The organism is Streptomyces sp. NPDC031445 (assembly GCF_055581365.1).
In genome coordinates this window covers 164289-188761 of sequence record NZ_JBVIJO010000002.1, presented here as the reverse complement: position 1 = coordinate 188761, position 24473 = coordinate 164289, and the positions used below count along the sequence as shown (strand labels likewise).

General features: G+C 74.2%; 23 protein-coding genes. 10 read left to right on the top strand and 13 right to left on the bottom strand.

Translation table 11 applies throughout. The features are described 5' to 3' along the window. Positions 1 to 156: 156 nt before the first annotated feature. Positions 157 to 1188, top strand: coding sequence for a hypothetical protein (locus ACZ5DC_RS07155; protein ID WP_468650266.1), 1032 nt, complete (start codon positions 157 to 159; stop codon positions 1186 to 1188). A 152-nt stretch (positions 1189 to 1340) separates the two neighbouring features. Here the strand turns inward: ACZ5DC_RS07155 and ACZ5DC_RS07150 are convergent, their stop codons facing one another. The 7 genes from ACZ5DC_RS07150 to ACZ5DC_RS07120 form a co-directional block, all read right to left on the bottom strand. After that, positions 1341 to 2030, bottom strand: coding sequence for a YoaK family protein (locus ACZ5DC_RS07150; RefSeq protein ID WP_468650264.1), 690 nt, complete (start codon positions 2028 to 2030; stop codon positions 1341 to 1343). Between the two features lie 494 nt (positions 2031 to 2524). Next, the gene (locus ACZ5DC_RS07145) at positions 2525 to 2938 is read right to left on the bottom strand and encodes an aggregation-promoting factor C-terminal-like domain-containing protein (RefSeq protein ID WP_468650262.1); all 414 of its coding nucleotides are present in this window, start codon (positions 2936 to 2938) and stop codon (positions 2525 to 2527) included. 333 nt (positions 2939 to 3271) lie between these two features. Continuing rightward, positions 3272 to 4108, bottom strand: coding sequence for an ECF transporter S component (locus ACZ5DC_RS07140; protein WP_468650260.1), 837 nt, complete (start codon positions 4106 to 4108; stop codon positions 3272 to 3274). Beyond that, positions 4105 to 6057 (bottom strand): ABC transporter ATP-binding protein, encoded by a 1953-nt coding sequence (locus ACZ5DC_RS07135; RefSeq protein WP_468650258.1) that lies wholly within the window; start codon positions 6055 to 6057, stop codon positions 4105 to 4107. Before ACZ5DC_RS07135 ends, ACZ5DC_RS07140 begins: the two co-directional genes overlap by 4 nt. Beyond that, the gene (locus ACZ5DC_RS07130; protein WP_468650256.1) at positions 6054 to 7229 is read right to left on the bottom strand and encodes a CbiQ family ECF transporter T component; all 1176 of its coding nucleotides are present in this window, start codon (positions 7227 to 7229) and stop codon (positions 6054 to 6056) included. Before ACZ5DC_RS07130 ends, ACZ5DC_RS07135 begins: the two co-directional genes overlap by 4 nt. Beyond that, a complete protein-coding gene (locus ACZ5DC_RS07125; protein ID WP_468650254.1) occupies positions 7216 to 7863 on the bottom strand; it encodes an SCO2322 family protein in 648 nt (215 codons plus the stop codon). Before ACZ5DC_RS07125 ends, ACZ5DC_RS07130 begins: the two co-directional genes overlap by 14 nt. Next, positions 7860 to 9062 carry a prenyltransferase/squalene oxidase repeat-containing protein gene (locus ACZ5DC_RS07120; protein WP_468650252.1) on the bottom strand — a complete coding sequence of 401 codons (1203 nt, stop codon included), beginning with the start codon at positions 9060 to 9062 and terminating at the stop codon, positions 7860 to 7862. Before ACZ5DC_RS07120 ends, ACZ5DC_RS07125 begins: the two co-directional genes overlap by 4 nt. 1267 nt (positions 9063 to 10329) lie before the next feature. On the opposite strand from ACZ5DC_RS07120, the gene ACZ5DC_RS07115 reads away from it, so the two are divergent. The 5 genes from ACZ5DC_RS07115 (at position 10330) to ACZ5DC_RS07095 (ending at position 14514) form a co-directional block, all read left to right on the top strand. Further along, positions 10330 to 10923 (top strand): helix-turn-helix transcriptional regulator, encoded by a 594-nt coding sequence (locus ACZ5DC_RS07115; protein WP_366749357.1) that lies wholly within the window; start codon positions 10330 to 10332, stop codon positions 10921 to 10923. After that, positions 10916 to 11548, top strand: a complete 633-nt coding sequence (locus ACZ5DC_RS07110) for a hypothetical protein (protein ID WP_468650249.1) — start codon at positions 10916 to 10918, stop codon at positions 11546 to 11548. Before ACZ5DC_RS07115 ends, ACZ5DC_RS07110 begins: the two co-directional genes overlap by 8 nt. Next, entirely contained in the window at positions 11548 to 12756 is a 1209-nt protein-coding gene (locus tag ACZ5DC_RS07105; RefSeq protein WP_468650247.1) for an MAB_1171c family putative transporter, read from the top strand. Before ACZ5DC_RS07110 ends, ACZ5DC_RS07105 begins: the two co-directional genes overlap by 1 nt. Beyond that, the gene (locus ACZ5DC_RS07100; protein ID WP_468650245.1) at positions 12749 to 14146 is read left to right on the top strand and encodes an FAD-dependent oxidoreductase; all 1398 of its coding nucleotides are present in this window, start codon (positions 12749 to 12751) and stop codon (positions 14144 to 14146) included. The genes ACZ5DC_RS07105 and ACZ5DC_RS07100 overlap by 8 nt, the downstream gene beginning before the upstream one ends. 104 nt (positions 14147 to 14250) lie before the next feature. Next, positions 14251 to 14514 (top strand): hypothetical protein, encoded by a 264-nt coding sequence (locus ACZ5DC_RS07095; protein WP_468650243.1) that lies wholly within the window; start codon positions 14251 to 14253, stop codon positions 14512 to 14514. 280 nt (positions 14515 to 14794) lie between these two features. On the opposite strand, the gene ACZ5DC_RS07090 is transcribed toward ACZ5DC_RS07095, so the two are convergent. Next, positions 14795 to 15412 (bottom strand): TetR family transcriptional regulator, encoded by a 618-nt coding sequence (locus ACZ5DC_RS07090; protein ID WP_468650241.1) that lies wholly within the window; start codon positions 15410 to 15412, stop codon positions 14795 to 14797. A gap of 220 nt (positions 15413 to 15632) precedes the next feature. Between ACZ5DC_RS07090 and ACZ5DC_RS07085 the strand changes: the two genes are divergently transcribed. Genes ACZ5DC_RS07085 through ACZ5DC_RS07075 form a run of 3 tightly spaced genes read left to right on the top strand, consistent with a single transcriptional unit; the run spans position 15633 to position 18846 of the window. Beyond that, positions 15633 to 17033 (top strand): glycosyltransferase family 4 protein, encoded by a 1401-nt coding sequence (locus ACZ5DC_RS07085; RefSeq protein ID WP_468650240.1) that lies wholly within the window; start codon positions 15633 to 15635, stop codon positions 17031 to 17033. Next, positions 17027 to 17779 (top strand): class I SAM-dependent methyltransferase, encoded by a 753-nt coding sequence (locus ACZ5DC_RS07080; RefSeq protein WP_468650238.1) that lies wholly within the window; start codon positions 17027 to 17029, stop codon positions 17777 to 17779. Before ACZ5DC_RS07085 ends, ACZ5DC_RS07080 begins: the two co-directional genes overlap by 7 nt. Further along, complete coding sequence (locus ACZ5DC_RS07075) at positions 17776 to 18846, top strand: prenyltransferase/squalene oxidase repeat-containing protein (RefSeq protein ID WP_468650236.1); 1071 nt, start codon at positions 17776 to 17778, stop codon at positions 18844 to 18846. The genes ACZ5DC_RS07080 and ACZ5DC_RS07075 overlap by 4 nt, the downstream gene beginning before the upstream one ends. Before the next feature lie 34 nt (positions 18847 to 18880). On the opposite strand, the gene ACZ5DC_RS07070 is transcribed toward ACZ5DC_RS07075, so the two are convergent. Next, positions 18881 to 19174 carry a hypothetical protein gene (locus ACZ5DC_RS07070; protein WP_014672411.1) on the bottom strand — a complete coding sequence of 98 codons (294 nt, stop codon included), beginning with the start codon at positions 19172 to 19174 and terminating at the stop codon, positions 18881 to 18883. 173 nt (positions 19175 to 19347) lie between these two features. Here ACZ5DC_RS07070 and ACZ5DC_RS07065 point away from each other — a divergent pair, with 173 nt between their 5' ends. Further along, positions 19348 to 19914 carry a hypothetical protein gene (locus tag ACZ5DC_RS07065; RefSeq protein ID WP_468650233.1) on the top strand — a complete coding sequence of 189 codons (567 nt, stop codon included), beginning with the start codon at positions 19348 to 19350 and terminating at the stop codon, positions 19912 to 19914. Positions 19915 to 20021: 107 nt separating this feature from the next. Here the strand turns inward: ACZ5DC_RS07065 and ACZ5DC_RS07060 are convergent, their stop codons facing one another. From ACZ5DC_RS07060 to ACZ5DC_RS07045, 4 genes are all read right to left on the bottom strand, one after another. After that, positions 20022 to 20780 carry a hypothetical protein gene (locus tag ACZ5DC_RS07060; protein WP_468650231.1) on the bottom strand — a complete coding sequence of 253 codons (759 nt, stop codon included), beginning with the start codon at positions 20778 to 20780 and terminating at the stop codon, positions 20022 to 20024. Between the two features lie 116 nt (positions 20781 to 20896). Next, positions 20897 to 21847 (bottom strand): N-acetylmuramoyl-L-alanine amidase, encoded by a 951-nt coding sequence (locus tag ACZ5DC_RS07055; protein ID WP_468650229.1) that lies wholly within the window; start codon positions 21845 to 21847, stop codon positions 20897 to 20899. A gap of 22 nt (positions 21848 to 21869) precedes the next feature. Further along, positions 21870 to 22520 (bottom strand): class I SAM-dependent methyltransferase, encoded by a 651-nt coding sequence (locus tag ACZ5DC_RS07050; RefSeq protein WP_366749341.1) that lies wholly within the window; start codon positions 22518 to 22520, stop codon positions 21870 to 21872. A 155-nt stretch (positions 22521 to 22675) separates the two neighbouring features. Then, complete coding sequence (locus tag ACZ5DC_RS07045; RefSeq protein ID WP_468650227.1) at positions 22676 to 24418, bottom strand: MFS transporter; 1743 nt, start codon at positions 24416 to 24418, stop codon at positions 22676 to 22678. Between the last annotated feature and the right edge of the window lie 55 nt (positions 24419 to 24473).

Sequence of the window (24473 nt, the reverse complement as noted above, 5' to 3'; positions counted from 1 at the left end):
AAAAAGGGCCGTCTCGCGGGGAGTTGAGGCAGGCTAATGCCCACCGTTGGTGCCTGCAAGCCTAGATGCACCAGCAGGGTAGCGGAGTTAGCGTGCTGTTATCCGGACGGAAACGTCTCCGGTCGCTGAATCACGGCCCCAGCGAAGGAGAGCTTCATGCGAGGGAAATCAGTTCTGAGCGCCGCCGCCATGGCTGTGCTGGTCGGCGGAATGACGGTCGGCGCGGTGGAATCGGCCTCCGCTGCCCCGAACCAAAGCTGTCGCGTCTCAGGGGGGAGCCTGACGGGCAACGGCTTCGCCGGCAACGGGAAATTCACCGTCTCGCCCGGCGGGGAAAGCGTGAATTCGTCTTCCGACGGCAGTATCGGACCGACGTCCGTCTCGGGCACAGGGCCTTTCTCCGTAGGTTCCGTGACATGCGCGGGAGGCACGGAAGGGTACTCGTCCGCCACGGGGAATTCGGGGCAGGCGACCGAGGCTGTGGCGGCCGGATCGGCCGCTGCGCAAGCGGCGATACGACAGGGCGCCACCCCGCAGCAGGCTAAGGCACAGGGTGTAGCGGCCGCACAGGCCAAGGCGCAAAGTCTCGGTCTGCCGGCGTCGGTGGTGAACCAAGTCGTCAACCAGACGACCAACAACGTGAGTAACATCACCAATAACACGAACACGAACACAAACATCAACGGGTCGTTCAACACGGGCACGCCGAACGCGCCGGGCACGGGGAAGACGCCGGGCACGCAGACCGCGCCGAACAACCAGGGCACCCAGACCCCGCCGAACAATCAGGGGACCCAGACCGCGCCGAACAATCAGGGCACGCAGACCGCGCCGAACAAGCAGGGTACGCAGACCGTGCCGAACAACGAGGGTACGCAGACCGCGCCGAACAATCAGGGCACGCAGACAACGCCGAACAACGAGGGTACGCAGACCACGCCGAACAATCAGGGCACGCAGACCCCGCCGAACAAGCAAGGTACGCAGACAACGCCGAACAACGAGGGTACGCAAACCTCGCCGAACAATCAGGGCACGCAGACCCCGCCGAACAAGCAAGGTACGCAGACAACGCCGAACAACGAAGGCACGCAGACTGCGCCGAACAACGAGGGCACGCAGGCCACGCCGAACAACCAGGGCACGCAGACCGCGCCCGAAAAGAGCGTGCAGACGCCCGCCGTGTGAACAGCCTGAGTGCGTCTCGGAACCTGGAGCCCCTGCCTGACGGCGGGGGCTTCTCCGTTCGGCACGCCCCACTTGTCGACCACGCCGCGAACCGGGAGTCGGGCTCAGGCGACCGAGGGCGATCGCACCGCCGTTGGTGGCAGCGCCGGGACTCATTCCCGGCCCGAGGCCGTCACCGCCAGCACACCCGACGCCAGGGCCGCCAGCAGCAGCGGGACGCCCAGGCCGTGATGGAGGACCAGCCACGCGCCCAGGCAGGCGCCGGCGGCCATCGCGGCCACGGAGGCCGCGCGGCGCAGGGTGCCGTGGCTCGTGGCGTCACCGAGGCGGGACTCGGAGGCCAGGCCGGTCAGGGTCATCGTCACGACGGTGGTGGTGATCAGGTCGGCCACGCGGAACGTGCGGACCGTCGCCGTGCGTAGGCCCATCGCGAAGGCCGTGAGGCCGATGAGGGCGGCCCGGCTCCCGGCGGTGTCCGGCCGGGCGAGGGCCACGGCCGCCGCGACGCCGACCAGCACCGCCTCCACCGCCAGGGCCAGCCGGGCCGTGCGGCGGCGGGAACCGCGGCCGTACCGGCCCGCCACCCGGCCGCCGGTCACCGCGCCCAGCAGGAAGCAGATCAGGGACATGACCGCGTGACGCACGGAGAAGCCCGGGACCCCGGCCGCGGCGAAGCCGAGGATGACCACGCTGCCGGTCACGTTGGCCGTGAAGACCCGGCCCAGGCCCAGGAAGCTGACGGCGTCGATCAGGCCGCTGACCACGGTGAGCGTCAGCAGCACGGCCACCAGCCGCAGTCCGCGCGTCTCCGGGTCCCGCACCGGCTGCGTCGGCGTCGTCATCGTTCCTCCGAGGGGGCGGGAGGTGGAAGGAAGTACACCCGAGGACGGGGGCTCTCGGACGTCCGGGCGCAGCGTGCGTCCGCAGCGTTCGGGACATGACTCAGGACACGCGCGAAACGCGAGAAAAGCAGCCCGGTCGGCCCATGGCCGGCCGACCACCGCCGCCGGACTGCCCACCGTCCCGTCCGGCGGCGGGCGCCGCCTCGGGCTCGTCTCCGATGCCGCACGGCAGGCCCGGGCGGTGCAGGGCGAGGACAGCGTGCGTCAGCTCGCCCCGACCGTGCGGCAGTTGCTCACCGGCCGCTTCTGCCGGCGGCTCCGAGACCCAGTCGCACCCTCGCCCAGCGGGGGGCGAGGGTGCGGGTGCTGAGGGTCGGACCGGTCGACCGCTCCGGGTCGGACCGGGCCGCGCCGGCCGGCATCGCGCGCTGGTTCAGCGGGGGCACGGCTCGGTGAGGGGCGGCCGGGCGGCCGGTGGCCCGGTGCCGGGTGGCTCAGTACCAGCCGTTGGCCTGCCAGAAGCTCCAGGCCTTGGCCGGGCTGCCGTAGCGGGAGTTCATGTAGTCCAGGCCCCACTTGATCTGGGTGGCCGGGTTGGTCTTCCAGTCGGCGCCGGCGGTGGACATCTTCGAGGCCGGCAGGGCCTGGACGAGGCCGTAGGCGCCCGACGAGCTGTTGGTGGCGGCGGGGTTCCAGCCGCTCTCGTGCTCGACGATCTTGCTGAACGCGGTGAACTGCGCGGAGTCCGGGATCATCCGGTGCGCAACCGCCTGGGCGGAGGAGGCCGACGTGGTGGCGGCCTGGGCGGGCGCCGCGGTCAGAGCCAGGCCGGCGGTGGCGGCAGCCAGGGCGGCGCTGGTGAGGGCCTTCTTCGGGGAGGCGATGCGGCGGATGAAGGACACGGACACGGAGAACCTCTTGCGTCGGGGACGGGGGATCACCCGCATGGGAAGGACCACGTGGTGCGGCCTCATGCGGCGGCGCCGCGGCCCGGGTGGGCTCGGGGCGCCTGGCGACGTCGTCCAGAGAAGCAGGCCCGGAACCTGTCCGCAATGACCCCTTTTACTAGTTGTGGCCGGATCGACGGCAAAGGTCGGCTCTGTGATCTGGGTCGCACAGTCCAGGTCAGAGTGGGTGCAGGAATGGGTGTATCGGACAAATAGGACTACGGCCTCGGGTCGTAGGTGACGTGCGTCATGTGGGACGCCTCACCGGTCCGCTCACGTCCCGGAAGCGTGCCCTCACCCAGCGGGACCGTCGAATGTGACCGCGGTCTCGAAAGCGGCCCGGCGTGTGGCCCGGCGCAGCGCCCGCAGCACCGCCGGACCGAGGACGACGGTCAGCACCACCGTGCACAGCGCCCGGCCCAGGTCCCAGCCGAGCGAGGTGGCCAGGCAGTAGGCGAGGAAGTGGGCCAGGTTCTCGGCGACCGGGGCGTCGCCGTGGAAGGAGATGTTCGAGGCCGCCGCGCCCAGGAAGGGCCAGCCGGCCAGGTTCATGCACGTGCCGTAGGCGAAGGCGGCGAGAAAGCCGTAGCCGGCGAGCAGCACCAGCTCACCGCGACCGCGCAGCCGGACCGGCCCGGGCAGCAGGCCCGCGCCCAGCGTGAACCAGCCCATCGCCAGCATCTGGAACGGCAGCCACGGCCCGACCCCGCCCGTGAGCAGCGCGGACGCGAACATCGTCACCGAACCCAGCGCGAAGCCGAAGCCCGGGCCGAGCACCCGCCCGCTGAGCACCATCAGGAAGAACATGGGCTCCAGACCCGCCGTGCCCGCGCCGATCGGCCGCAGTGCCGCCCCCGTCGCGGCCAGCACGCCCAGCATGGCCACGGCCTTCGGCCCGAGGTCCGACTCCGAGATCGTCGCCGCGACCACCGCCACCAGCAGCACCAGCAGACCGGAGAAGAGCCAGGGCGCGTCCTGCGCGTGCGCGGTGAGCTGGGAGGAGGGCGGGGCGAGGAACGGCCAGCCGAAGGCGGCCACGCCGACCGCGCTGGTCAGCGCCAGCGCGGCGAGCGAGCGGGGACCGAGGCGGACGGCACGTGTCCGTGCGGCGGCGGGGGTGCCGTGGCTCACGTCAGCGCCTCCCGCACCTGGGCCACCGTCAGCCACTGCTGGGGCGCGAGGATCTTGGTCACCTGTGGTGCGAAGGACGGGGAGGACACCACGATCTCGGCCGTCGGCCCGTCGGCGATCACCTCTCCCTCGGCAAGCAGCACCACCCGGTGGGCCAGCTCGGCGGCCAGCTCCACGTCATGCGTGGCCAGCACGATCGCGTGCCCCTCGGCCGCCAGCCCGCGCAGTACGGCGACCAGGCGGGCCTTGGCCGCGTAGTCCAGGCCGCGCGTCGGCTCGTCGAGGAGGAGCAGGGGAGGGCGGGCGGTCAGGACCACGGCCAGCGCGAGCGCCAGGCGCTGGCCCTCCGACAGATCGCGCGGGTGTGCGTCGTCCGCCACGCCCGGCAGCAGCTCGGACACCAGGGCGCGGCAGGTGCCGGGCGCGGCGGCCGCGTCCCGGTCGGCCGCCGCGCACTCGGCGGCGACGGTGTCCGCGTACAGCAGGTCGCGGGGCTCCTGGGGGACCAGACCGACCCGGCGCACGAGATCCCGGGGCGGGGTGCGGTGGGGTACGGCGCCGTCGACGTCGACGGTTCCGGAACCGGGCGCCACCAGGCCGACGAGCGAGCCGAGGAGGGTGGACTTGCCGGCCCCGTTGCGGCCCATGAGCGCGATGGTCTCGCCCGGGGCGACGGTCAGGTCGACGTCCCTGAGGGCCTGGACGTGGTCCCGGCGGACACAGAGGGCGCGGGTCTGCGCGAGGTGCTTGCGCGCGGGTTCCTGACCGGCGGCGGGCCGGCGCCGGAAGAAGGAGCGCCGGCCGGGGGCGCCGGGCACCCGGCGCGGGGGCCGGCCGGGTGCCGGTGCCGGTGCCGCCTGCCCACGCGGACGCGGCACCGCCGCCGCGCCCGCGGCCGTGGCGCCTCGGTCCGCGGCCGCGTCGGCTGGCTCGTCCACGGGCACGACGGCGGTGTCCGTGTCCGTGGCGGCGGTGCGACGGGCCGTGGCCACGCCGGAGGGGTCACTTGCGACCGGGGCGCTGGTGCGAGCGGTCGTGGCCACGGCGGCGGGATCCCCCGAAGCCGGGACGGCGGCAGCACCGGCCGGGGCCGCGGCGGCTGTGACGGCAGGGGTGTGCGCCGGTGCCGTCGCGCCGGACAGGCGGGCGCGGAGGGGCGGGGCCTGGCGGCGGGCGTCCCGGACCGTCAGGGGGAGCGGGGACCAGCCGGCCAGGCGGCCCAGGGCCACCACCGGGGGGTAGACCGGGGACACGGCCATCACCTCGGCCGGGGGACCGGTGACCGGGGCGGCGCCGGGGGCCGGGAGCAGCACGACCCGGTCGGCGTACTGGATGACCCGTTCCAGGCGGTGCTCGGCCATCACGACCGTCGTCCCCAGGTCGTGCACCAGCCGTTGCAGCACGGCCAGCACCTCCTCGGCGGCGGCCGGGTCCAGCGCCGAGGTCGGTTCGTCCAGGACCAGGGCCCGGGGGTGCGGGGTGAGGACCGAGCCGATCGCGACCCGCTGCCGCTGTCCGCCGGACAGGGTGGCGATCGGGCGGTCCCGCAGCCCGGCGAGGCCCAGCAGGTCGAGGGTCTCCTCCACCCGGCGCCGCATCACCGCCGGGGCCAGCCCCAACGACTCCATGCCGTAGGCGAGTTCGTCCTCCACGGTGTCCGTCACGAAGTGCGCGAGCGGGTCCTGGCCCACCGTGCCGACCACGTCGGCGAGTTGGCGCGGCTGGTGGGTGCGGGTGTCGCGGCCGGCCACCGTCACACGGCCGCGCAGGGTGCCCCCGGTGAAGTGCGGGACCAGCCCGCTCACCGCGCCCAGCACGGTCGACTTGCCGACCCCCGACGGGCCGGCGAGCAGCACCAGTTCACCCTCGGGAACCTCGAAGTCGACGCCGGCGACGGTGGGCCGGGCCGTACCCTCGTACGTCACGCTGACATCCTCGAAGCGGATCACGACGGCTCCCTCGGGACGACGAAGGCGGGCAGCAGGGCGAGCAGGACGGCCACGGCGGGCCAGAGCGGCAGCGTGGGCGCGACGAGGGGCACGACCCCGGGGTGCAGCGCCCGGGGGTCGCGGACGGAGGCGAGCGTGAGCAGCCCGGCCACCGCGGCACCCGAGCCCGTGACCAGCCAGGCGCGCGCGCCCCACGGGTCCGGGCGGTACCGGGTGCGCAGCGAGCGCCGGCCGCCCAGCCGCAGCCCGGTGAGCGCGGCGGCGACTCCGGCGAGCAGCACGGGGAGCCCGTACGCACCCCCTGCCGCCGTCAGCAGCCCGTACGTTCCCGCGCACACGCCGAGCAGGCCGCCCAGGGTGAGCGCGGCCGTCGTACGGCGGACCCGGGCGGGCACCTCGGCGGTACGGCCGTAGCCGCGGGCCTCCATCGCGGCGGCGAGCGCGACCGAGCGCTCCAACGCGCCCTCCAGGACCGGCAGTCCGACCTGGAGCAGGCCCCGTACGCCCCGGTCCGGACGGCCGCGCAGGCGGCGGGCGGCGCGCAGCCGCCGCACGTCGGCGACGAGATGGGGCGCGAAGGTGAGGGCGACGACCACGGCCACGCCCGTCTCGTACAGCGCGCCGGGCAGGGACTTCAGGAGGCGGGTGGGGCTGGCGAGGGCGTTCGCGGCGCCGACGCAGACGAGGAGGGTGGCGAGCTTCAGGCCGTCGTACACGGCGAAGACGACCGCCTCGGCGGTGACCCGGCCGCCCAGCCGGATGCCCTGCGCCCAGTGCGGGAGCGGGACTTCGGGGAGGGTCAGGAGGGTGTGGGTGCCGGGGATGGGGGAGCCGAGCGCCACCGCGAACAGGACGCGGACGAGGAGGACGGCGAGGGCGAGTCTGACGAAGGCGGGGTAGGAGCGGGCCCAGGGCGCGGGGGAGCGGTGGACCGCCACGACGTAGGCGGAGGCGGATATGAGGAGGGAGAGGAGCAGGGGGTTGGTGGTACGGGTGGCGGCGACACCGAGGGACACCGCCCACAGCCACCAGGCGCCGGGGTGCAGGGCGGCCCGGGGCGGGCGCCCCGAGGAGGCGCGGGGCGCCGTCCGCTCCGCGGCCACCGCCGTGCGGGCGCGTTCGGACACCACGCGCCCGGTCCCGCACGGCTGCCTCGGCTCACCCGGACGCATCGCGCCGCCGACGTGCCTGCCACACCGCGGCCCCCGCCAGGACGGCGACCACGCCCGCGCCGATCGGCAGCCCCAGCGAGGGCCCGCCGTCGCTTCCGCCGCCGGCCTCGCCCCCGCTCCGCTTCCCCCCGGTGGCGACCTGCTCCCCGCACCCCTCCCGCGGATACCCGGCGATGGCGCACAGCAGGGCGTTGGTGTCGTACCGCAGGGGCTTCGCCACGGCGGCCAGCGCGTCCGCGGTGGTCGCGTCGGACGGCACCCGCGCGCAGGCCGTGCGGCGCGCCGGCGGCCTCTCGCCGGACGGCGCGTCCGCCCGCGTGCCGAAGTCCAGGACCAGGGCCACCCGCTTGGCGCCCGGCTCGGCCGGTGTGCCGGCGCAGACCGAGCCGAAGTCCGCCGTACCGCGCGGCCGGCTGGCGTCCGCCGAGTCCGCGCTCACCGCGAACCGGAAGCCCTGGACGGCGCCGTCGTCGGGGCGGACGAAGGCCGGGCCCTGGGTCGCGTACGTCCAGTGGCCGCCGGTGCGCTCCCAGAAGGACCAGTAGCGGTAGCCGGTGGCACCGGCCGGTCCGGCGGAGGCGAGGAGCAGCAGCGCGGCGACGAGCACCGGCACGGCACGGCGGACGGCGGTCACGGTCGCTGCTTCTTCCGGCCGCTGAGCAGGAAGCCGATGCCGATGCCGGCGACGAGGCCGACGCCGACGATCCACCAGACGCCCGTGCCGGAGCCGTCGTCGGACTTCTCCCCGTGCTCGGAGGCGGTGTCCATGTGCGGGGCGGGACCGAGGGCGTTGAGGGAGCGGACGAGGCTGGTGCCGCCGAAGTCGCCCGGCTGCTGCCCGAGCGCGTGGGCGGCGAGGATCAGCTGGGCGTACGCGGCCGGGCCGTTCTGCGTCGCCCACGGCCCGGCGTTCTTCTCCAGCCAGGCGTAGGCCTTCTTCGCCGGCCCGGTCCGGCCGTCCGCGGCGAGCGCGACGACGGCGTCGGCGGTGTTGCCGAAGTCGGGCTGGTCCTCGGCGCCGGGCAGGGCGGACTTGAGGTGGCCGGTCCTGGCGACGGCCGCCGCCAGGTAGGCGCCGGCGTTGTCGGCGACCTGGGTGCGGGTCGTGGCCTTGACGCAGGTGTCGTGTGCCGGTGCTTTGCCGGCCCGTGCCGCGAAGCCCTTGCCGAGGGCGCCCAGCAGGCCGGCGGCCGTCGCGTCGGCGTTGGCGAGCAGCTTGCCCTTCTTGTCCGCCTGGTAGGCGAGGGCGCCGCCGCCGTCCTGGTCGCACGGGAGGGACCAGGTGGGCAGGGCGTCGTAGGGGGACTTGCCGGAGGTGCGCACGTCCGCCGGGTCGGTGCCGGCCGCGGTCAGCGCGCCGATGACGACGGAGGTGGAGTTGGTGTCGCTGGGTCCGCCGGGGTAGTAGCCCCAGCCGCCGTCCTCGTTCTGCACGGACTTCAGCCAGTCCACGGCCTTGCCGACGGCGATGCCGTGCCCGTCGGCCGCGGCGAGGGCCTGGACGGCGGCGGCCGTGCTGTTGGTGTCGGCCCTGACCTTGTCGTCGCACGGCTTGGCGGGGGCGGCGCGGAAGGCGGCGAAGGAGCCGTTGGCGCACTGCTGGCCGGTGAGCCAGTCCACGGCCTGGGCGGCCGGCCGGTAGCCGAGGGTCCGCTGGGCGACCAGCGTCAGCGACTGCCGCCACACGCCGTCGTACGTCGGGTCTCCCTTGCCGTACAGCCCGGCCGGGACCGTCGCCTTCGGTGACGGGGACGGTTCGGCGGCCGTGGCGGGCGCGGCGGCGGCCAGCACGCCTACGGCGGCGAGAGCCGCGGCACTGCGGCGGACGTTCATGGTCGGCGACTGCCTCTCCTGCGGGGAGCCGGGCGGCGCACGGGTGACACCCCGGGCGGCTCGGCTCCGTAGACCTCGACGGTGCCGTGCGCGGCGGGCCGCCGGCGCACGCGAGCCGGTCAACGTCCCGTCCGGGGCGGTCCGGCTCACCGCCTGGCTGGCGGCACACGGATGCCCCCGGCGCGGGCGCAGCCGGGGGAGGGTCAGCGCCGGAATTGCACCGGCTTCCCCCCGTACGGGTGTGATGACGACCCGCGCCACTTTACCGGCCGCCTCACACGGGCCGAGGGGTGGCCGTACCCACACGGAACGGGTGACCGGGGTCACGACCGGACCGGGCCCGGGGGGACGCGGCGGCCCGGGCGCTGTGCGGTCTTCGTTGCCGGGGGCACGGGGGTGTTGCGCAGCCGTCGTCGCCTGGGCCGCGGGGGTGCTGGGCAGCCGTCGTCGCCTGGGCCGCGGGGTGCAGGTGCCGCCGTGCTCCTCTCCGCCGCGAGGGCGCGCTGTGTCGACGTCGTCCCCCGCGCCGCGAGGGCGACGACGGACTGCCAGGGGATCGGCACCGGCACCGGGACGCCGGACCGGCGGACGAGGGGCGCGCGCCCGGCGGCCGGCTCCCGCACGGCGCCGGGACCTGGGCGCGGGTCGCTCGGGCGGCCGGTCGTGACGGGGGTGCGCGGCCACGGGCCGGCGGCCGCCCGCTGACTCGGCTCACCGGTCCGGCGCGTCACGGTCCCGGCCGCCGCGGCACCAGGCCCGCCTCCCCGCCGCGCCGGACACCTCCGGACTCGGCGAACCAGCCCGACCGCACGGAACGCCATGCCGCCGACCGGGGCGGAGCGCCGGCGCACCGCACCGGCTTCCCGGTACCGGTCGGCCGGCGGGTGGCCGGGCGGTTCGGGAGCCGGGGCGGTCGGGCGTGCCGGGTGCGCGGGCGGCGGTGATCCGGGCCGGCGGGGAACCGCCGCGCGCGTCCCGGCGGCCGGACGGCGAGGAGGGCGGGCGGGTCGCGCCACGGCGGTCCGGATGTCCCCGGCGAAGGCGGGCGCGGAGGCGCCCCGGGTGCCGCTCCCCCATAGGCGGCACCCGAGGCGGGTCGGAATCTTGCTCTCCGTGCGGTGATCCTCACCCACGTCGCCCCTAACTGTCAACGATAGCTGCCTAATTAGGCAGGGAGCGTTGTCACGTCTGGTCGCCGAACGGGCGAACGGGTAGCCTCGCCGTCAGCCCAGCCACCGAACGGACGACACGCCCAGGGGGGACCTCGGTGAGTGACGCGTACGCCTCGCTGGCCGATGTCCTGGACCGGCTCGGCGAGTTGACGGGCCGACCCGGCCGGCTGCCGGAGGCCCTCGACGTGTCCGGCCTCTCCCACCGCACGGGCATCCCCGTCGGCGTCGTCGTCGACCTGCTCTCCGGCGGCCGCGCCCCCGAGACCTCCCTGGCCGAACGCGTGCGCCAGCGGCTGGACTTCATCCGGGAGACCAGGCGCCGGCCGGACGGCAAGCGGTACTCGCTGGACGAGCTGGCCAGGATCGCCGGGACCAGCCGGCAGTGGCTCAGCGAGTGGCGCAAGAGCGGGATGCCGAGCCTGGAACACGCCGACCGGCTGCGCCGGTTCTTCGGCCTGCCCGCGGGCTTCTTCACGGCGGACGAGCCGGAGGCCCTGCACGAGGCGCTGCAACCGGTGCTGCAGAGCCTGGAGGCGGAGGCGGACCCGCTGCTGCGGCTGCGCGAGAGCGGGCTGGTACGACTGGCCGCCCGGGCCCCGCAGATGAACGCCCGGCAGCTCGCCACCCTCGCCGACCTGGCCGAGATGATCATCGCCTCCGAGCGGGCGGAGGACGCCGGGCGTGCGTGAACCGAGCGCCGAGGCCGCGAAGCCGGCGCCGTCCCCGCGGCCGGCGCGCTCGCGGCCCCCGAGGCACTCCAGGTCCCCGAGGCGCTTCCTCGACCGGCTCGTGCGCGACACCGTGCGCACCCTCACCCCGCCGACCGGCCCGGAGGCGTTCCTGCACGCGCTGTGCGCCACGCTCAGCCCGCAGCTCGACCGCCCGGTCCGGCTGAAGTTCGTCGCCTTCCCGCCGGGCCTGGACGTCTCCGGGATCACCCTGGCCCGGGACGAGGACTACATCGTCGTGGTCGAGGACCGGGCGCCGGACCCGCACAAGTTCGTCATCGCCGGGCACGAGATCGGGCACATCCACTACGGCACGCTGGACGTGCACTACCCGTCCGGCCTGCCCGCAGCCGCCCGCCGGCTGCTCGCCCGCGCCGAGGCCGACGTCCCCTGGGACCGGGTGGCCGCCATGGCCACCCGCTCGCCCGCCGCGGCGGCGGCCGAGGCCGAGTGGGAGGCCGAGGAGTGCGGGCTGCGCCTCGCCGCGAAGTTCTCCAAGGTCGTGGGGCCGGGCGCGGCCGGCCTGACCCAGGACACCCTCGTCGACCGGCTGTCGTCCTCGCTGGGCAACATCGGCGGCCCCTGATGCGCTGGGACATCGCCGGTTCGTTCGCCGCCTACGCCGTCCCGGCCGCCCTGCTCGCCGTCGCCTTCGTGATCAAGCTGCCGCTGCTGCGGCGGGCCTGGCGGGACCCGATCCTGCGCGCCACCGCCCTGCTGCTCGGCATCGGCGCGGTCTGCTTCGCCTCACTGCCACCGGCCAACCTGCACCGCATCAACGTGCTGACCGGCATCCCCAACTTCGCCGGGCTCTGGGTCTACTCGCTGCTGACCGCGTACTGCGGCGCCTGCCTGTGGCTCATCATCACCTGGCGGGAGCCGCCGTCCGCCGTGCGGCGCCGGCGCACCCGCCTGGTCCGGGTGGCGTACACCGTCATCATCGTCGGCCTGTGGACGACGTTCCTGCTCGGCGACCACCGGGCGGAGCGCACGCGCGACCTCGACACGTACTACGCCGGCACGCCCTGGATGCGCGAGTTCGTGCTGCTCTACCTCGTCGCCCACCTGGTGTCCGCGCTGGTCGCGGCGGGCATGCTGTGGGCCTGGTACCGGGAGGTCGAGGACACCTGGCTGCGCCGGGCGGTGATCTTCCTCCAGGTGGCCTACGCCCTCGGCCTCCTCTACGACGCCGCCAAGCTCGCGGCGATCGGCGCCCGCTGGAGCGGCCGGGACTGGGACTGGCTGTCGACGTACGCCGCCCCGCCGTTCGCCATCGCCGAGGCGGTCCTGGTAGCCGTCGGCTTCATCGCCGGGCAGGCCGGCCCGTGGGCGGCGGAGCACCGCAGGCTGGTGCGCACCCACCGGCGGCTGAAGCCGCTGTGGCAGACCATGCTGGCCGTGACCGCGCCGGCGGCGCCCGCGACCGGCCGGGTCAGCGGTGCCGCCCTCCGCCTGGAGCTGCGCCGGGCCGCCATCAACGACGGGCTGCTCAAGCTCGCCCCGCACCTGTCCCCGGCCCGCCGCGAGCGGACGCGGACGGCGGCTACGGCGGCGGGCTACCCGCAGCCCGTGGCGCGGGGCATCGCGGCGGCGGTGGACATCCTGGTCGCGTCGGACGCGCTGCACGCGCCCGACGGCGGCGCCCGCCCGCCGTCCGCCGGGCGGGCCGGTGCCCCCTTCGTCCCCGACAGCGAACTGGAGTCGGTCGCGCACGCGTTGCGGAACCACGCGGCGGCCATCGAACGGTTCCGCCGGCAGGCGGTCGCCACGGAAGGTCTCACCTCACATGCCTGACACACCCACCCGCCGCCGCACCGCGCTCGTCATCGGCGGCAGCACGGCCGGCATGCTCGCGGCGTCCGTGCTCGCCAGCCGCTTCCACGAGGTGACCATCGTGGAGGCCGACCGGCTGCCCGAGGGGCCCGAGCCGCGCAAGGGCCTGCCCCAGGCGCGGCACGCCCATCTGCTGTGGTCCGGCGGGGTGGCCGCGCTGGAGGAACTGCTGCCGGGCGTCACCGGGGAGCTGACCGCCCGGGGCGCCGGGCTCATCGGGGTGATGCGGGACCTGGTCAGCAAGGCGCCCTCCGGGCAGTGGTTCCGGCGCTTCACCGACTCCCGGCACAGCATGATCGTGTGCAGCCGGGACCTGCTGGACGCGGTGGTCCGCGCCGACGTCCTCGCCCGGCGCCGGATCACCCTGCGCGACGGGACCCGGGTGACGGGCCTGACCGGCGACCGCCACCGGGTGACCGGGGTCAGCCTGCCCGGGGGCGGCACGCTCTTCGCCGACCTGGTGATCGACGCCGGCGGGCGCGGCTCCCAGGCGGACACCTGGCTGCGGGCCCTCGGTCACGCGCCGGTCGAGGAACGAGTGGTCGACGCGGGCGTCGCCTACGCCAGCCGTGTCTACGCGGCCCCCGACGCCACGGCGGCGCTGCGCTACCCGGTGGTGAACGTGCAGGCCGACCCGCGCGAGGCGCCCGGCCGGGGCGGGGTCGTCGTACCGATCGAGGGCGACCGCTGGCTGGTCACGCTCTCCGGCACCCGGGGCGGTGAGCCCTCCGCCGACCCGGACGCGTTCGAGCACTTCGCGCTGACCGGCCTGAAGGACCCGGTCATCGGCCGGCTCCTCGCGGGGGCGAAGCCGCTGACCGACCCCGTGACCACCCGCAGCACGGCCAACCGCCGGCGCTTCTACGAGAAGGCCGCGGCCTGGCCGGAGGGCTTCGCCGTCCTCGGGGACGCCGTCGCCGGCTACAACCCGGTCTACGGCCACGGCCTGTCCGTCGCCGCGCAGAGCGCCATCGCCCTCGGCCGGACCCTCGACCGGCACGGCCCCACCGCCCCCGGCACCGCCCGCCGCGTCCAGCGCGCGGTGGCCCGGCCGGTGGGCAACGCGTGGAACCTCGCGGTCGGCCAGGACGCCTACTACCCCGGGGCCGCGCCCCAGCCGCCGACCCGCGTCGAACGCCTCCTGACCGCCTACGTCGACAAGGCCGTGGCCGCCGGCTCCGCGAACCCGCACGCCCTGCGCGGCCTGCTGGACGTCATGAGCCTGCGCACCCCGGCGGCCCGCCTGTTCGCCCCGGACATGCTCTGGACCCTCACCTTCGGCCCCCGCAGGGCCCCCCTGCCGGGCCCGCCCCTGACCCGGGCGGAACGGCAGGCGGCGGGGCTGGACTGAATCTGTGGCAGGACGGGGGGTACCTGTCCGAGGGGCGCGCATACCCGGTCTTCGAGGAACTCCTCCTCTTCCAGGGCTCCGAGCTGACGACGCTGACCGCGACGGTGCACGTGGGCGAGGTGGCCGACCTCGACGCCCTGATCGAGCTCTTCGACCGGCACGGCTACGGCGCCGAGCCCGCGAGCGGCTTCGAGATCCTGTGCGCCTGTTGCAGCGAGGGCACGCACGAGCAGGAGCGGAGGGCCCACGCGGGCGCCCAGCGGGTGTCCTTCGCGGCGCCCGAGGAGGAGGCGCGCCGCCTGCTCGGCCAGTGGGCGGCGCGGGCGCCGGCCGGTCTGAGCTGGAGCGGGCTGACCTTGGTCGGGTGACCCGCTGGTGTCGCATATGGGGGGAATTGGTCGGAAATGAGGGGTTCCGAAGTGCGGTATCCGTTCTATGCTGGAAGCAGCCTACGAGGCGAGTGAGGGAGTCCGACCGGAGTAGCCGACTCAGGCGGGATGCGCAGGCATCCGCCCGGGCCGACGGCGACGGTAGGGCTGAGAGGCCGGAAGGCAGCAGTCAGGCCGGACGGCGACCCCTATCACCTGATCCGGACCATACCGGCGAAGGGAACCCGTCTCGTAGGTCTTCGCATGCCCGGTCCTCGCGTCATGCGCGCCGCGCCGGCTCCGTCAGGTCGATCAGCCGGCACACCGTCTCGATGTCGGTCTTCACCTGGGCGATGGAGGCGCGGCCCGACAGCCAGGTGATGAGGGCCGAGTGCCAGGTGTGCTCGATGACCCGGACCGCGGAGAGCTGCTCGGCGGTGGGGTCCGCCAGGCCCATCGCGTCCAGGATGATCGCCGTCGTCTGCCGGGAGACCTGGTCGACCTCGGGCGAGACACCGCGGTCGGCGAAGGTGAGGGCGCGGACCATCGCCTCGGCCAGGTGCGGCTCGCGCTGGAGGGCGCGGAAGGCCCGCATCAGCGTCTCCGCGACCCGCTCGGCGGCCGTGTCGCCCGCCGGGGGCCTCCTGCGCAGGGTCCCGTGCATCTGCTCCAGCTGGTCCTGCATGGTGGCGACCAGCAGGTGCACCTTGGACGGGAAGTAGCGGTACAGCGTGCCGAGGGCCACCTGCGACGACTCCGCGACCTCACGCATCTGTACGGCGTCGAACCCGCCCCGGCCGGCCAGCTGCGCGCTCGCCTGCAGGATCCTGCGCCGGCGGGCCTCCTGCCGCTCGGTGAGGGGCGAGGCCGGACGCGAGGCGCTGGCTTCCGCAGGCATGGGTCCCCGTTCCGTGACGGTCGGTGAGGCCGTCTGTAGGGCTCGTGATCGGACGGCACGGCAAGGCGGCCCGCCGTGGCGCGAATCACCTGATCCACTGCTCACAGCACCCCTACCTGCCGGTAGATTCAGAGCCTCTGAACGATCAAGTCTGAAACTTGTTCTAGATTAGCGTCCCGTCGTAGTCTCGCGGGACAGTGCAGGCAGAAGGGGGCACGGAGTGACCGCTGAGGCCCGGGAAGCGGGAGCCGACCAGGAACCCGCTGCCGACGGCGGACGACCGCTCGACATCGCGCTCCTCACCTACAAAGGGAACCCGTTCTGCGGGGGCCAGGGCGTCTACGTACGGCACCTTTCGCGGGAGCTGGCCCGCCTCGGCCACCGCGTGGAGGTCATCGGCTCCCAGCCGTACCCCGTCCTCGACGAGGGCCTGCCCGGCCTCACCCTCACCGAGCTGCCCAGCCTCGACCTCTACCGCCAGCCCGACCCCTTCCGCACCCCGAGGCGGGAGGAGTACCGGGACTGGATCGACGCCCTGGAGGTCGGGACCATGTGGACCGGCGGCTTCCCCGAGCCGCTGACGTTCTCGCTGCGCGCCCGCCGCCACCTGCGCGCCCGGCGCGGCGAGTTCGACGTCGTCCACGACAACCAGACCCTGGGCTACGGCCTGCTGGGCGACATCGGCGCCCCCCTGGTCACCACGGTCCACCACCCCATCACCGTGGACCGGCAGCTGGAGCTGGACGCCGCCGGCACCTGGCAGCGCCGCTACTCCGTGCGCCGCTGGTACGCCTTCACCCGCATGCAGAAGCGCGTCGCCCGCCGGCTGCCCTCGATCCTCACCGTCTCCGGCAGCTCCCGCCAGGAGATCGTGGACCACCTCGGCGTCCGGGACGAGCGCGTCCACGTCGTCCACATCGGCGCCGACACCGGCCTGTTCGCGCCGGATGCGGCCGTCGCCGAGGTGCCGGGCCGGATCGTCACCACCTCCAGCGCCGACGTGCCGCTGAAGGGGCTGGTGTTCCTCGTGGAGGCGCTCGCCAAGGTCCGCACCGAGCACCCCGCCGCCCACCTCGTCGTCGTCGGCAAGCGCCCGCAGGAGGGCCCCGTCGCGCAGGCGATCGAGCGCTACGGCCTCGAAGGCGCCGTCGACTTCGTCAAGGGCATCTCCGACGCCGAGCTGGTCGACCTGATCCGTTCCGCCCAGGTGGCCTGTGTGCCGTCCCTGTACGAGGGCTTCTCGCTGCCCGCCGCCGAGGCCATGGCCACCGGCACCCCGCTGGTCGCCACCACCGGCGGCGCGATCCCCGAGGTCGCCGGGCCGGACGGCGAGACCTGCCTGGCCGTACCGCCCGGCGACGCGGGGGCGCTGGCCGCCGGGCTGAACCGGCTGCTCGGGGACCTGGAGCTGCGCGCGCGCCTCGGTCACGCGGGCCGCGCGCGGGTGCTCGACCGCTTCACCTGGGCCCGCGCCGCCGAGGGCACCGTGGCCCACTACCGCGAGGCCATCGCCCGCTCCGCGGGCCGCTCCCCGAGCCGCTCCGCGGCCCCGACCCCCGGCCGCTCCGCGGCCCCGGCAAGTGTTGCAGGCGTCTCCTCCGAAAGCAGGGCCACGTGCTGACCGTCGACTTCTCCCGGTTCCCGCTCGCCCCCGGCGACCGTGTCCTGGACCTCGGCTGCGGAGCCGGCCGGCACGCCTTCGAGTGCTACCGGCGCGGCGCCCAGGTCGTGGCCCTGGACCAGAACGGCGAGGAGATCCGCGAGGTCGCCAAGTGGTTCGCGGCGATGAAGGAGGCCGGCGAGGCACCGGAGGGCGCCACCGCCACCGCCATGGAGGGCGACGCCCTCGCCCTGCCCTTCCCCGACGAGTCCTTCGACGTCGTCATCATCTCCGAGGTGATGGAGCACATCCCCGACGACAAGGGCGTGCTCGCGGAGATGGTCCGCGTACTCAGGCCGGGCGGGCGCATCGCCATCACCGTGCCCCGCTACGGCCCCGAGAAGGTCTGCTGGGCGCTGTCCGACGCCTACCACGAGGTCGAGGGCGGCCACATCCGCATCTACAGGGCCGACGAACTGGTCGCCAAGGTCCGCGGGGCCGGGCTGAAGCCGTACGGCAGCCACCACGCGCACGCGCTGCACTCGCCGTACTGGTGGCTGAAGTGCGCGTTCGGCGTCGACAACGACAAGGCGCTGCCGGTGCGGGCGTACCACAAGCTGCTGGTCTGGGACATCATGAAGAAGCCGTTCGCCACCCGGCTCGCCGAGCAGGCGCTCAACCCGCTGATCGGCAAGAGCTTCGTGGTCTACGCGACCAAGCCGCACCTGCCCCGGCTCGCCGAGACCGACGGGGTGGCCGCCGAGTGACCACCCCCCGGACAGAACACCTCGTCCTGCCCGGGGTCCTCACCGCCGAGCAGGCCGCCGCGACCGTCGCCGGCATCCTGGCCGTGCAGCGGGAGGACGGCGCGATCCCGTGGTTCCGCGGGCATCACCTCGACCCGTGGGACCACACCGAGGCCGCGATGGCCCTGGACGCGGCCGGCGAACACGGCGCCGCCGAGCGGGCGTACGGCTGGCTCGCCCGGCACCAGAACGAGGACGGCTCCTGGTACGCCGCCTACGCCGACGGCGCCCACGACGAGATCACCGACCGCGCCCGCGAGTCCAACTTCGTCGCCTACATAGCCGTCGGCGTCTGGCACCACTACCTGTCCACGGGCGACGACACGTTCCTGGACCGGATGTGGCCGACCGTCTACGCGGCCGTCGAATGGGTGCTGCGGCTCCAGCAGCCCGGCGGCCAGATCGGCTGGCGCCGGGAGGACGACGGCACGCCGGCGACGGACGCGCTGCTGACGGGCAGCTCCTCCGTCCACCACGCCCTGCGGTGCGCGCTCGCCATCGCCGAGGAACGCGAAGAGCCCCAGCCGGACTGGGAGTTGGCCGTCGGCTCGCTGCGCCACGCGATCCGCCGCCACCCCGAGCACTTCCTGGACAAGGACCGCTACTCGATGGACTGGTACTACCCGGTCCTGGGCGGCGCGCTCACCGGAGCGGAGGCCAAGGCCCGCATCGAGGCGGAGTGGGACCGCTTCGTCGTGCCCGGCCTCGGGGTGCGCTGTGTGGTGCCCAACCCCTGGGTGACCGGCGGCGAGTCCAGCGAACTCGCCCTGGCGCTGTGGGCGATGGGCGAGTCCGACCGGGCCCTGGAGATCCTCCAGTCCATCCAGCACCTGCGGGACGCGGACAGCGGCCTGTACTGGACGGGCTACGTCTTCGACGACGACACCATCTGGCCCCGCGAGCTGACCACCTGGACGGCCGGTTCCCTGCTGCTGGCCGTGGCCGCGCTGGGCGGCCACGACGCCACCTGCGCGGTGTTCGGCGGGGAACACCTGCCGGCCGGACTGGACCCGGACTGCTGCGGCTGACCCCGCGAGGGTCCGGCCCGGCCGTCCGCCGGGGTCAGTGCCGGTGCATCCGGTTGGCTATGGCATGGCCCACGAACAGGTAGACCACCGCGGCGAGCCCGTACCCGGCGACGACCCGGGCCCAGGCCTCGTCGAAGGTGAACAGGTCATGGGACCAGCCGGCCAGCCAGGAGGCCGCGTCATGGACGAACTGGACCAGGCTGTTGGCCCGGTTCGCGTCCAACAGGTACATCAGGATCCACAGGCCGAGGATCAGCGCCATGATGTCGGCGACGACCGCGATGACCGTCCCGGCCTGGTTCGCGCCGTTGCGATATCGAGGGGACATACTCTCCGGATTGCCGGGCGGCGTGCCGTGAAACCCCCCAGGAAGCCCGGAGCGGACCCGGACCCGTCCCGGACACCACCCGGACGGCGTCCCCCGGGTGGCGGAGCCCGCCGCCCCGGACGAGGCTGCCGGAGGAAGCAGACCGCTCGGGGAGGACACGTCCGGAGGACTCCGTGCCCGTACCGATACGGCGCCTCGTTGTGGCGCTCACCTTGTGCTGCGCCCTCGTGGCGGGTGCCACCGCCTGTGGAGGCAGCGAGAAGAACAGTACGAACACCGCGGCGGCACAGGCCGTCCCCGCCGGGGACAGCCCCAGTCCGACCACGTCCGCGGAGAAGCGCAGGTTCGCCAAGACCCGTTTCGCGGTGGACGCGGGTCTCGCCGCCGGCGCGACCTACCAGTGGATCGTCAAGCCCTGGAAGGCGGGCAAGTTCAAGAAGGGCGCCAAGGGCCGCAAGACGGCTCTTGTCAAGGCCGGTCTCGCCGGTGCCTTCACCTACAACCGGCTCAAGGCGGCCCAGAAGAACGCCAAGGCCGACCCGGCCCTCTCCAAGGCGCTCCAGCCCCTCAGCAACGGCATCGAGGCCCTGAAGAACCTGCCGTCCAAGCTCCGCAAGGGCGACGGGAACGCGGTGAACTCGTTCAACGACGTCATCGGCGGCGTCAAGGACGCGGGCAAGAGCGCCGGTGCCCCGGTCAAGGACCAGGTGCCCTCGGCCTCCCAGCTCAGCAAGGGCTAGTCCGGTACGCGTGCTGACGGAACGTCAATCGCCGTCGGCGAGACGGCCGTACGGCAACGGCCCCCCGCCGGGAAGGGCGAGGGGCCGGTGCGGTGCGGCGGTGCGGATCAGCCGCGCTGGATGCCCGAGGTGTCCTGGAGCACGCCACGGCGGCCGTCCTGGGTCTGCGCGACCAGCGCGGCACCGCGCTGCTCGACGGCCAGGTACCAGGTGCCCGGCGCCAGTTCGGCGATCGGGGTGGGCGAGCCGTCCTCCGAGAACAGCGGGCGGGGCACCGGCACGGCGAACCAGAACGGCGAGAACTCCGCGGCGGCCGGCTGCGGCGCCGGGGCGGCAGCCTGCGCGGCCGGCTGCTGCTGCCCGAACGGCTGGCCCGGCTGCGGCTGGGCACCGTAGGGCTGCTGGGGCTGGGCGCCCGGGTAGCCGTAACCACCGGGCGGCTGGGCGCCGTAGGGCTGCGGGGCGACCGGCTTGGGGGCCGGGACCAGGGCGGCCTGGAGGGCGGGGACCAGCGGGGTGGCGACGGCGGCGGCGGACAGGACGAGAGCGGCGATGAACCCGAGGACGAGACCCGCGCCGGCGTCCACGTTGTCGAGGTCGATCAGCGTCCACAGCAGCGTCCAGGCCGCCAGGATCGCGAAGGCGGTGCCGACCGTGGCCAGGTCGAGCCCGGCCACCTTGCGCGGCTGCGGCAGACAGCGGTTGACGACGATGAGAACGGCACCGATCACCGCGCCCATGTAGGTGCCCAGGCCCATGCCCAGGTTGTCCCACGCGCTCCGGCTGACTTCAGCGCCGAAGCCGGAGTAGGTGTAGAAGTCGAGGAACGACGCGATGAACAGCACCACCGCTGCTCCGATCACCACGCCGTCGCCTCTAGTGAGGGAGCGGATATTCACTTCAGGTCCTTCGTAGGTCGTCTCGTCGTCGGTAGACACTATCGTCCGCAAGATCCGGCTGTCCGGCCGGTTCCGCCCGCCGGTCACGAAGCGCGCAGGAAACTCACGATTCCCTCGGAGATTCCCTGCGCCGCCCGCTGTCGCCAGGCGCCGCTGGTCAGCAGTGCCGCGTCCTTGCTATCGCGCATGTTGCCGCACTCGAGGAACACCTTGGGAACCGTTGACAGATTGAGACCACCCAGGTCCGTCCGCGTGACGAGACCGGTACCGCCGCCGAGGTAGTTGGAGGGCTGCTCCCCCGTCTCGCGGAGGAAGGTGCCCGCGACGCGCACCCCCAGGTCGTGGGACGGGCCGACGATGGCACGGGTGTCGGCGGCGCCCGCGTGCACGGGACCCGGCAGGATGACGTGGAAGCCGCGGTTGCCGGCGGCCGAGCCGTCGGCGTGGATCGAGATCGCCGCGTCCGCGCGCGCGGTGTTGCCGATCCGGGCCCGCTCGTCCACGCACGGACCCCACGCCGGTGCGTCGGCGTCCCGCGTGAGCTTCACCGTGGCGCCCTGCCGCTCCAGCAGGTCCCGCAGCCGGTGCGCCACGTCGAGCGTGAACCGCGCCTCGGTGTAACCGTCGTCGGTGGACGTGCCGGTGGTGTCGCACTCCTTGCGGTTCGTGCCGATGTCCACCGGGCGGCCGATCTCCGCCGTGTGCCGGAAGTTGCCCTGGTTGTGCCCCGGGTCGATGACGACGACCTTCCCCTTGAGCGACCCGGAACCGCCCGCAGGCGCGGAGGGCGAGGCGGACGCCTTGCCGTCGTCACCGCCGCCGCTTCGGGAAGGGGCCGGGAGGGAGGACACCGCCGAGCCGCGCGGCGCCGGCGCGGGGGAGGCCGCATGGTCCGCACCGCCACCGCCGACCGCCTGGTACACCACCCAGCCGAGCAGTGCCCCGGGCACCAGGGCGGCGAGCGCCACGGTCAGCGGGCGCCGCCGGGGCCGGCGGGGCTGCGGGGGATCGAAGTCCGGGCCAACGTACGACACGTCTGCGACTCTAACCGGGGCCTCAGATCCCCGCTCCCGTTCGCCGCAGGACGCGCAGCGAGCCGGTCGCCGAGACCTCCGTGAACGCCCCGGAACCAAGGGCCCGCAGGTAGACCCGGTACGGAGCCTGGCCGGTGAACTCGTCCTCCGGGTGGGGGAAGACGTCGTGGATGACCAGCAGCCCGCCCTCGGCCACGTGCGGCGCCCAGCCTTCGTAGTCCGCCGTGGCGTGCTCGTCCGTGTGGCCGCCGTCGACGAAGACGAACCCGAGCGGGGAGTTCCAGACCGCCGCCACCTGCGGGGAGCGGCCGACGAGGGCGACCACGTGCTCCTCCAGCCCCGCCCTGAACAGCGTGCGCCGGAAGGTGGGCAGCGTGTCCATCAGGCCGACCTCGGGATCGACCGTCTCCGGGTCGTGGTAGTCCCAGCCGGGCTGCTGCTCCTCGCTGCCCCGGTGGTGATCGACGGTGAGCGCCGTGACCCCGGCCGTGCGCGCGGCGTCGGCGAGCAGGACGGTGGAGCGCCCGCAGTACGTGCCGACCTCCAGCAGCGGCAGCCCGAGCCGGCCCGCGGTGACGGCGGCGTCGTGGAGGGCGAGCCCCTCGTCGAGGGGCATGAACCCCTTCGCCGCCTCGAACGCGGCGAGGATCTCGGGCTGGGGAGCGGCGGGCATGGAGCGCCTTTCGGTCGTACGTCGGTCCGTGCGCCCATGCTGCCGCACCCCCGGCCGGCCGGATGACAGGGGGTGCGTGGGCGAGGGGCGCGGGGAGCCGCGCGACCGGCACGGCCGGCACGTTCCCCGCAGGACGGCGTGGCCGCCCCGGACTCTCAGGCGCTCACCGATTCGCCGGGGAGGGCGAGATCCAGGTCCACGGCCCGCTCCGCCCCGGAATGCGTCACCGAGGAAGCCAGCGGCCCGTGGCCGAGGGCCCGTGCCGCGAGCACGTACGCGCCCTCGCCCGGCACCGCCAGCACGTAGCTGCCGTCCGCCGCGGAGAGGGTCGCACCGGCCTGCCGCCCGCGGCGGTCGATCAGGGTGACCTTGGCGCGGGCGACGGGCGTGCCGCCGGCGTCCACGATCCGCCCCCGGAACCCGCGCAGCACCTCCTCGGCGCGCTGCAGGCCGGCCTCCTCCTCGCTGCTGGCCCGCAGCTGGGTGTGGAGCGCCGGGCGGGCCGGCTTCGGGAGGAAGATTGCCAGGACCAGCCCCACAGCGACGGCGGCGGTGGCGATCAGGAAAGAGACCCGGAAGCCGTGCATGGTGGGGACGGCGACGCCGTTCACGGTGTTCGCGGTGTTGGCCAGCACCATGCCGATGACGGCGCTCGACACCGACGTGCCGATGGACCGCATCAGGGTGTTCAGGCCGTTGGCCGCGCCGGTCTCGGAGGCCGGGACCGCGCCGACGATGAGCGCGGGCAGCGAGGAGTAGGCGAGGCCGATGCCCGCGCCGAGGACGACGGACGTGATGATCGTCTGCCAGGCCGCGTCCATCAGGCCGAGGCCGCCGCCGTAGCCGATCGCGATGACGACGAGGCCGGCGATGAGGGTGACCTTCGGGCCGTAGCGGGCGGACAGCCGGGCGTACACCGGGGCGGTGAACATCATCGTCAGGCCCAGCGGGGCCACGCACAGACCCGCGACGACCATGGACCGGCCGAGGCCGTAGCCGGTCGCGGTGGGCAGCTGGAGCAGCTGGGGCAGGACGAGCGAGACGACGTAGAAGCTGACGCCGACCATGATCGAGGCCAGGTTGGTGAGCAGCACCTCACGGCGGGCGGTGGTGCGCAGGTCGACCAGGGGCGCCTGGACGCGCAGCTCGTACAGGCCCCACAGCAGCAGGACGGCGACGGCCGCGGCGAACAGGCCGAGCGTCGTGCCCGAGGACCAGCCCCAGTCGCTGCCCTTGGTGATGGGCAGCAGGAGCAGCACCAGGCCGGCGGACAGGCCGAGCGCGCCGAGCAGGTCGAAGGAGCCCTCGGCGCGCATCCGGGACTCGGGGACGGCGAGGAGGGTGAGGAGGATGGCGAGCACGCCGAGGCCGGCGGCGCCGTAGAACAGGGCGTGCCAGTCGGTGTGCTGCGCGACCAGGGCCGCGGCGGGCAGCGCGAGGCCGCCGCCGACGCCGATCGAGGAGCTCATCAGGGCCATGGCCGAGCCCAGCTTCTCGCGCGGCAGCATGTCGCGCATCAGGCCGATGCCGAGCGGTATCGCGCCCATGGCGAAGCCCTGGAGGGTACGGCCGGCGATCATGGTGAGCAGCTGGTCGGTGAAGGCGCTGACCAGGGCGCCGACCACCATCACGGCGAGGCTGAGGATCAGCATGCGGCGCTTGCCGTAGAGGTCGCCGAGCCGGCCCATGATCGGGGTGGCGACGGCGCCCGACAGGAGGGTCGAGGTGAGGACCCACGTGGCGTTGCTGGGGGCGGTGTCCAGCAGCTGCGGCAGGTCCTTGATGACCGGCACGAGCAGCGTCTGCATGACCGCCACCACGATGCCCGCGAAGGCGAGCACGGGGACCACGGCGCCGCCCGCTCTCCGGGTGCGCTGGTCGGTCGTCGTCTCTGGCATGGGGTGAGGCCTCCCGCGTGTCATAAGTGCTGGGTAAACCTCGTATGCACAGGCA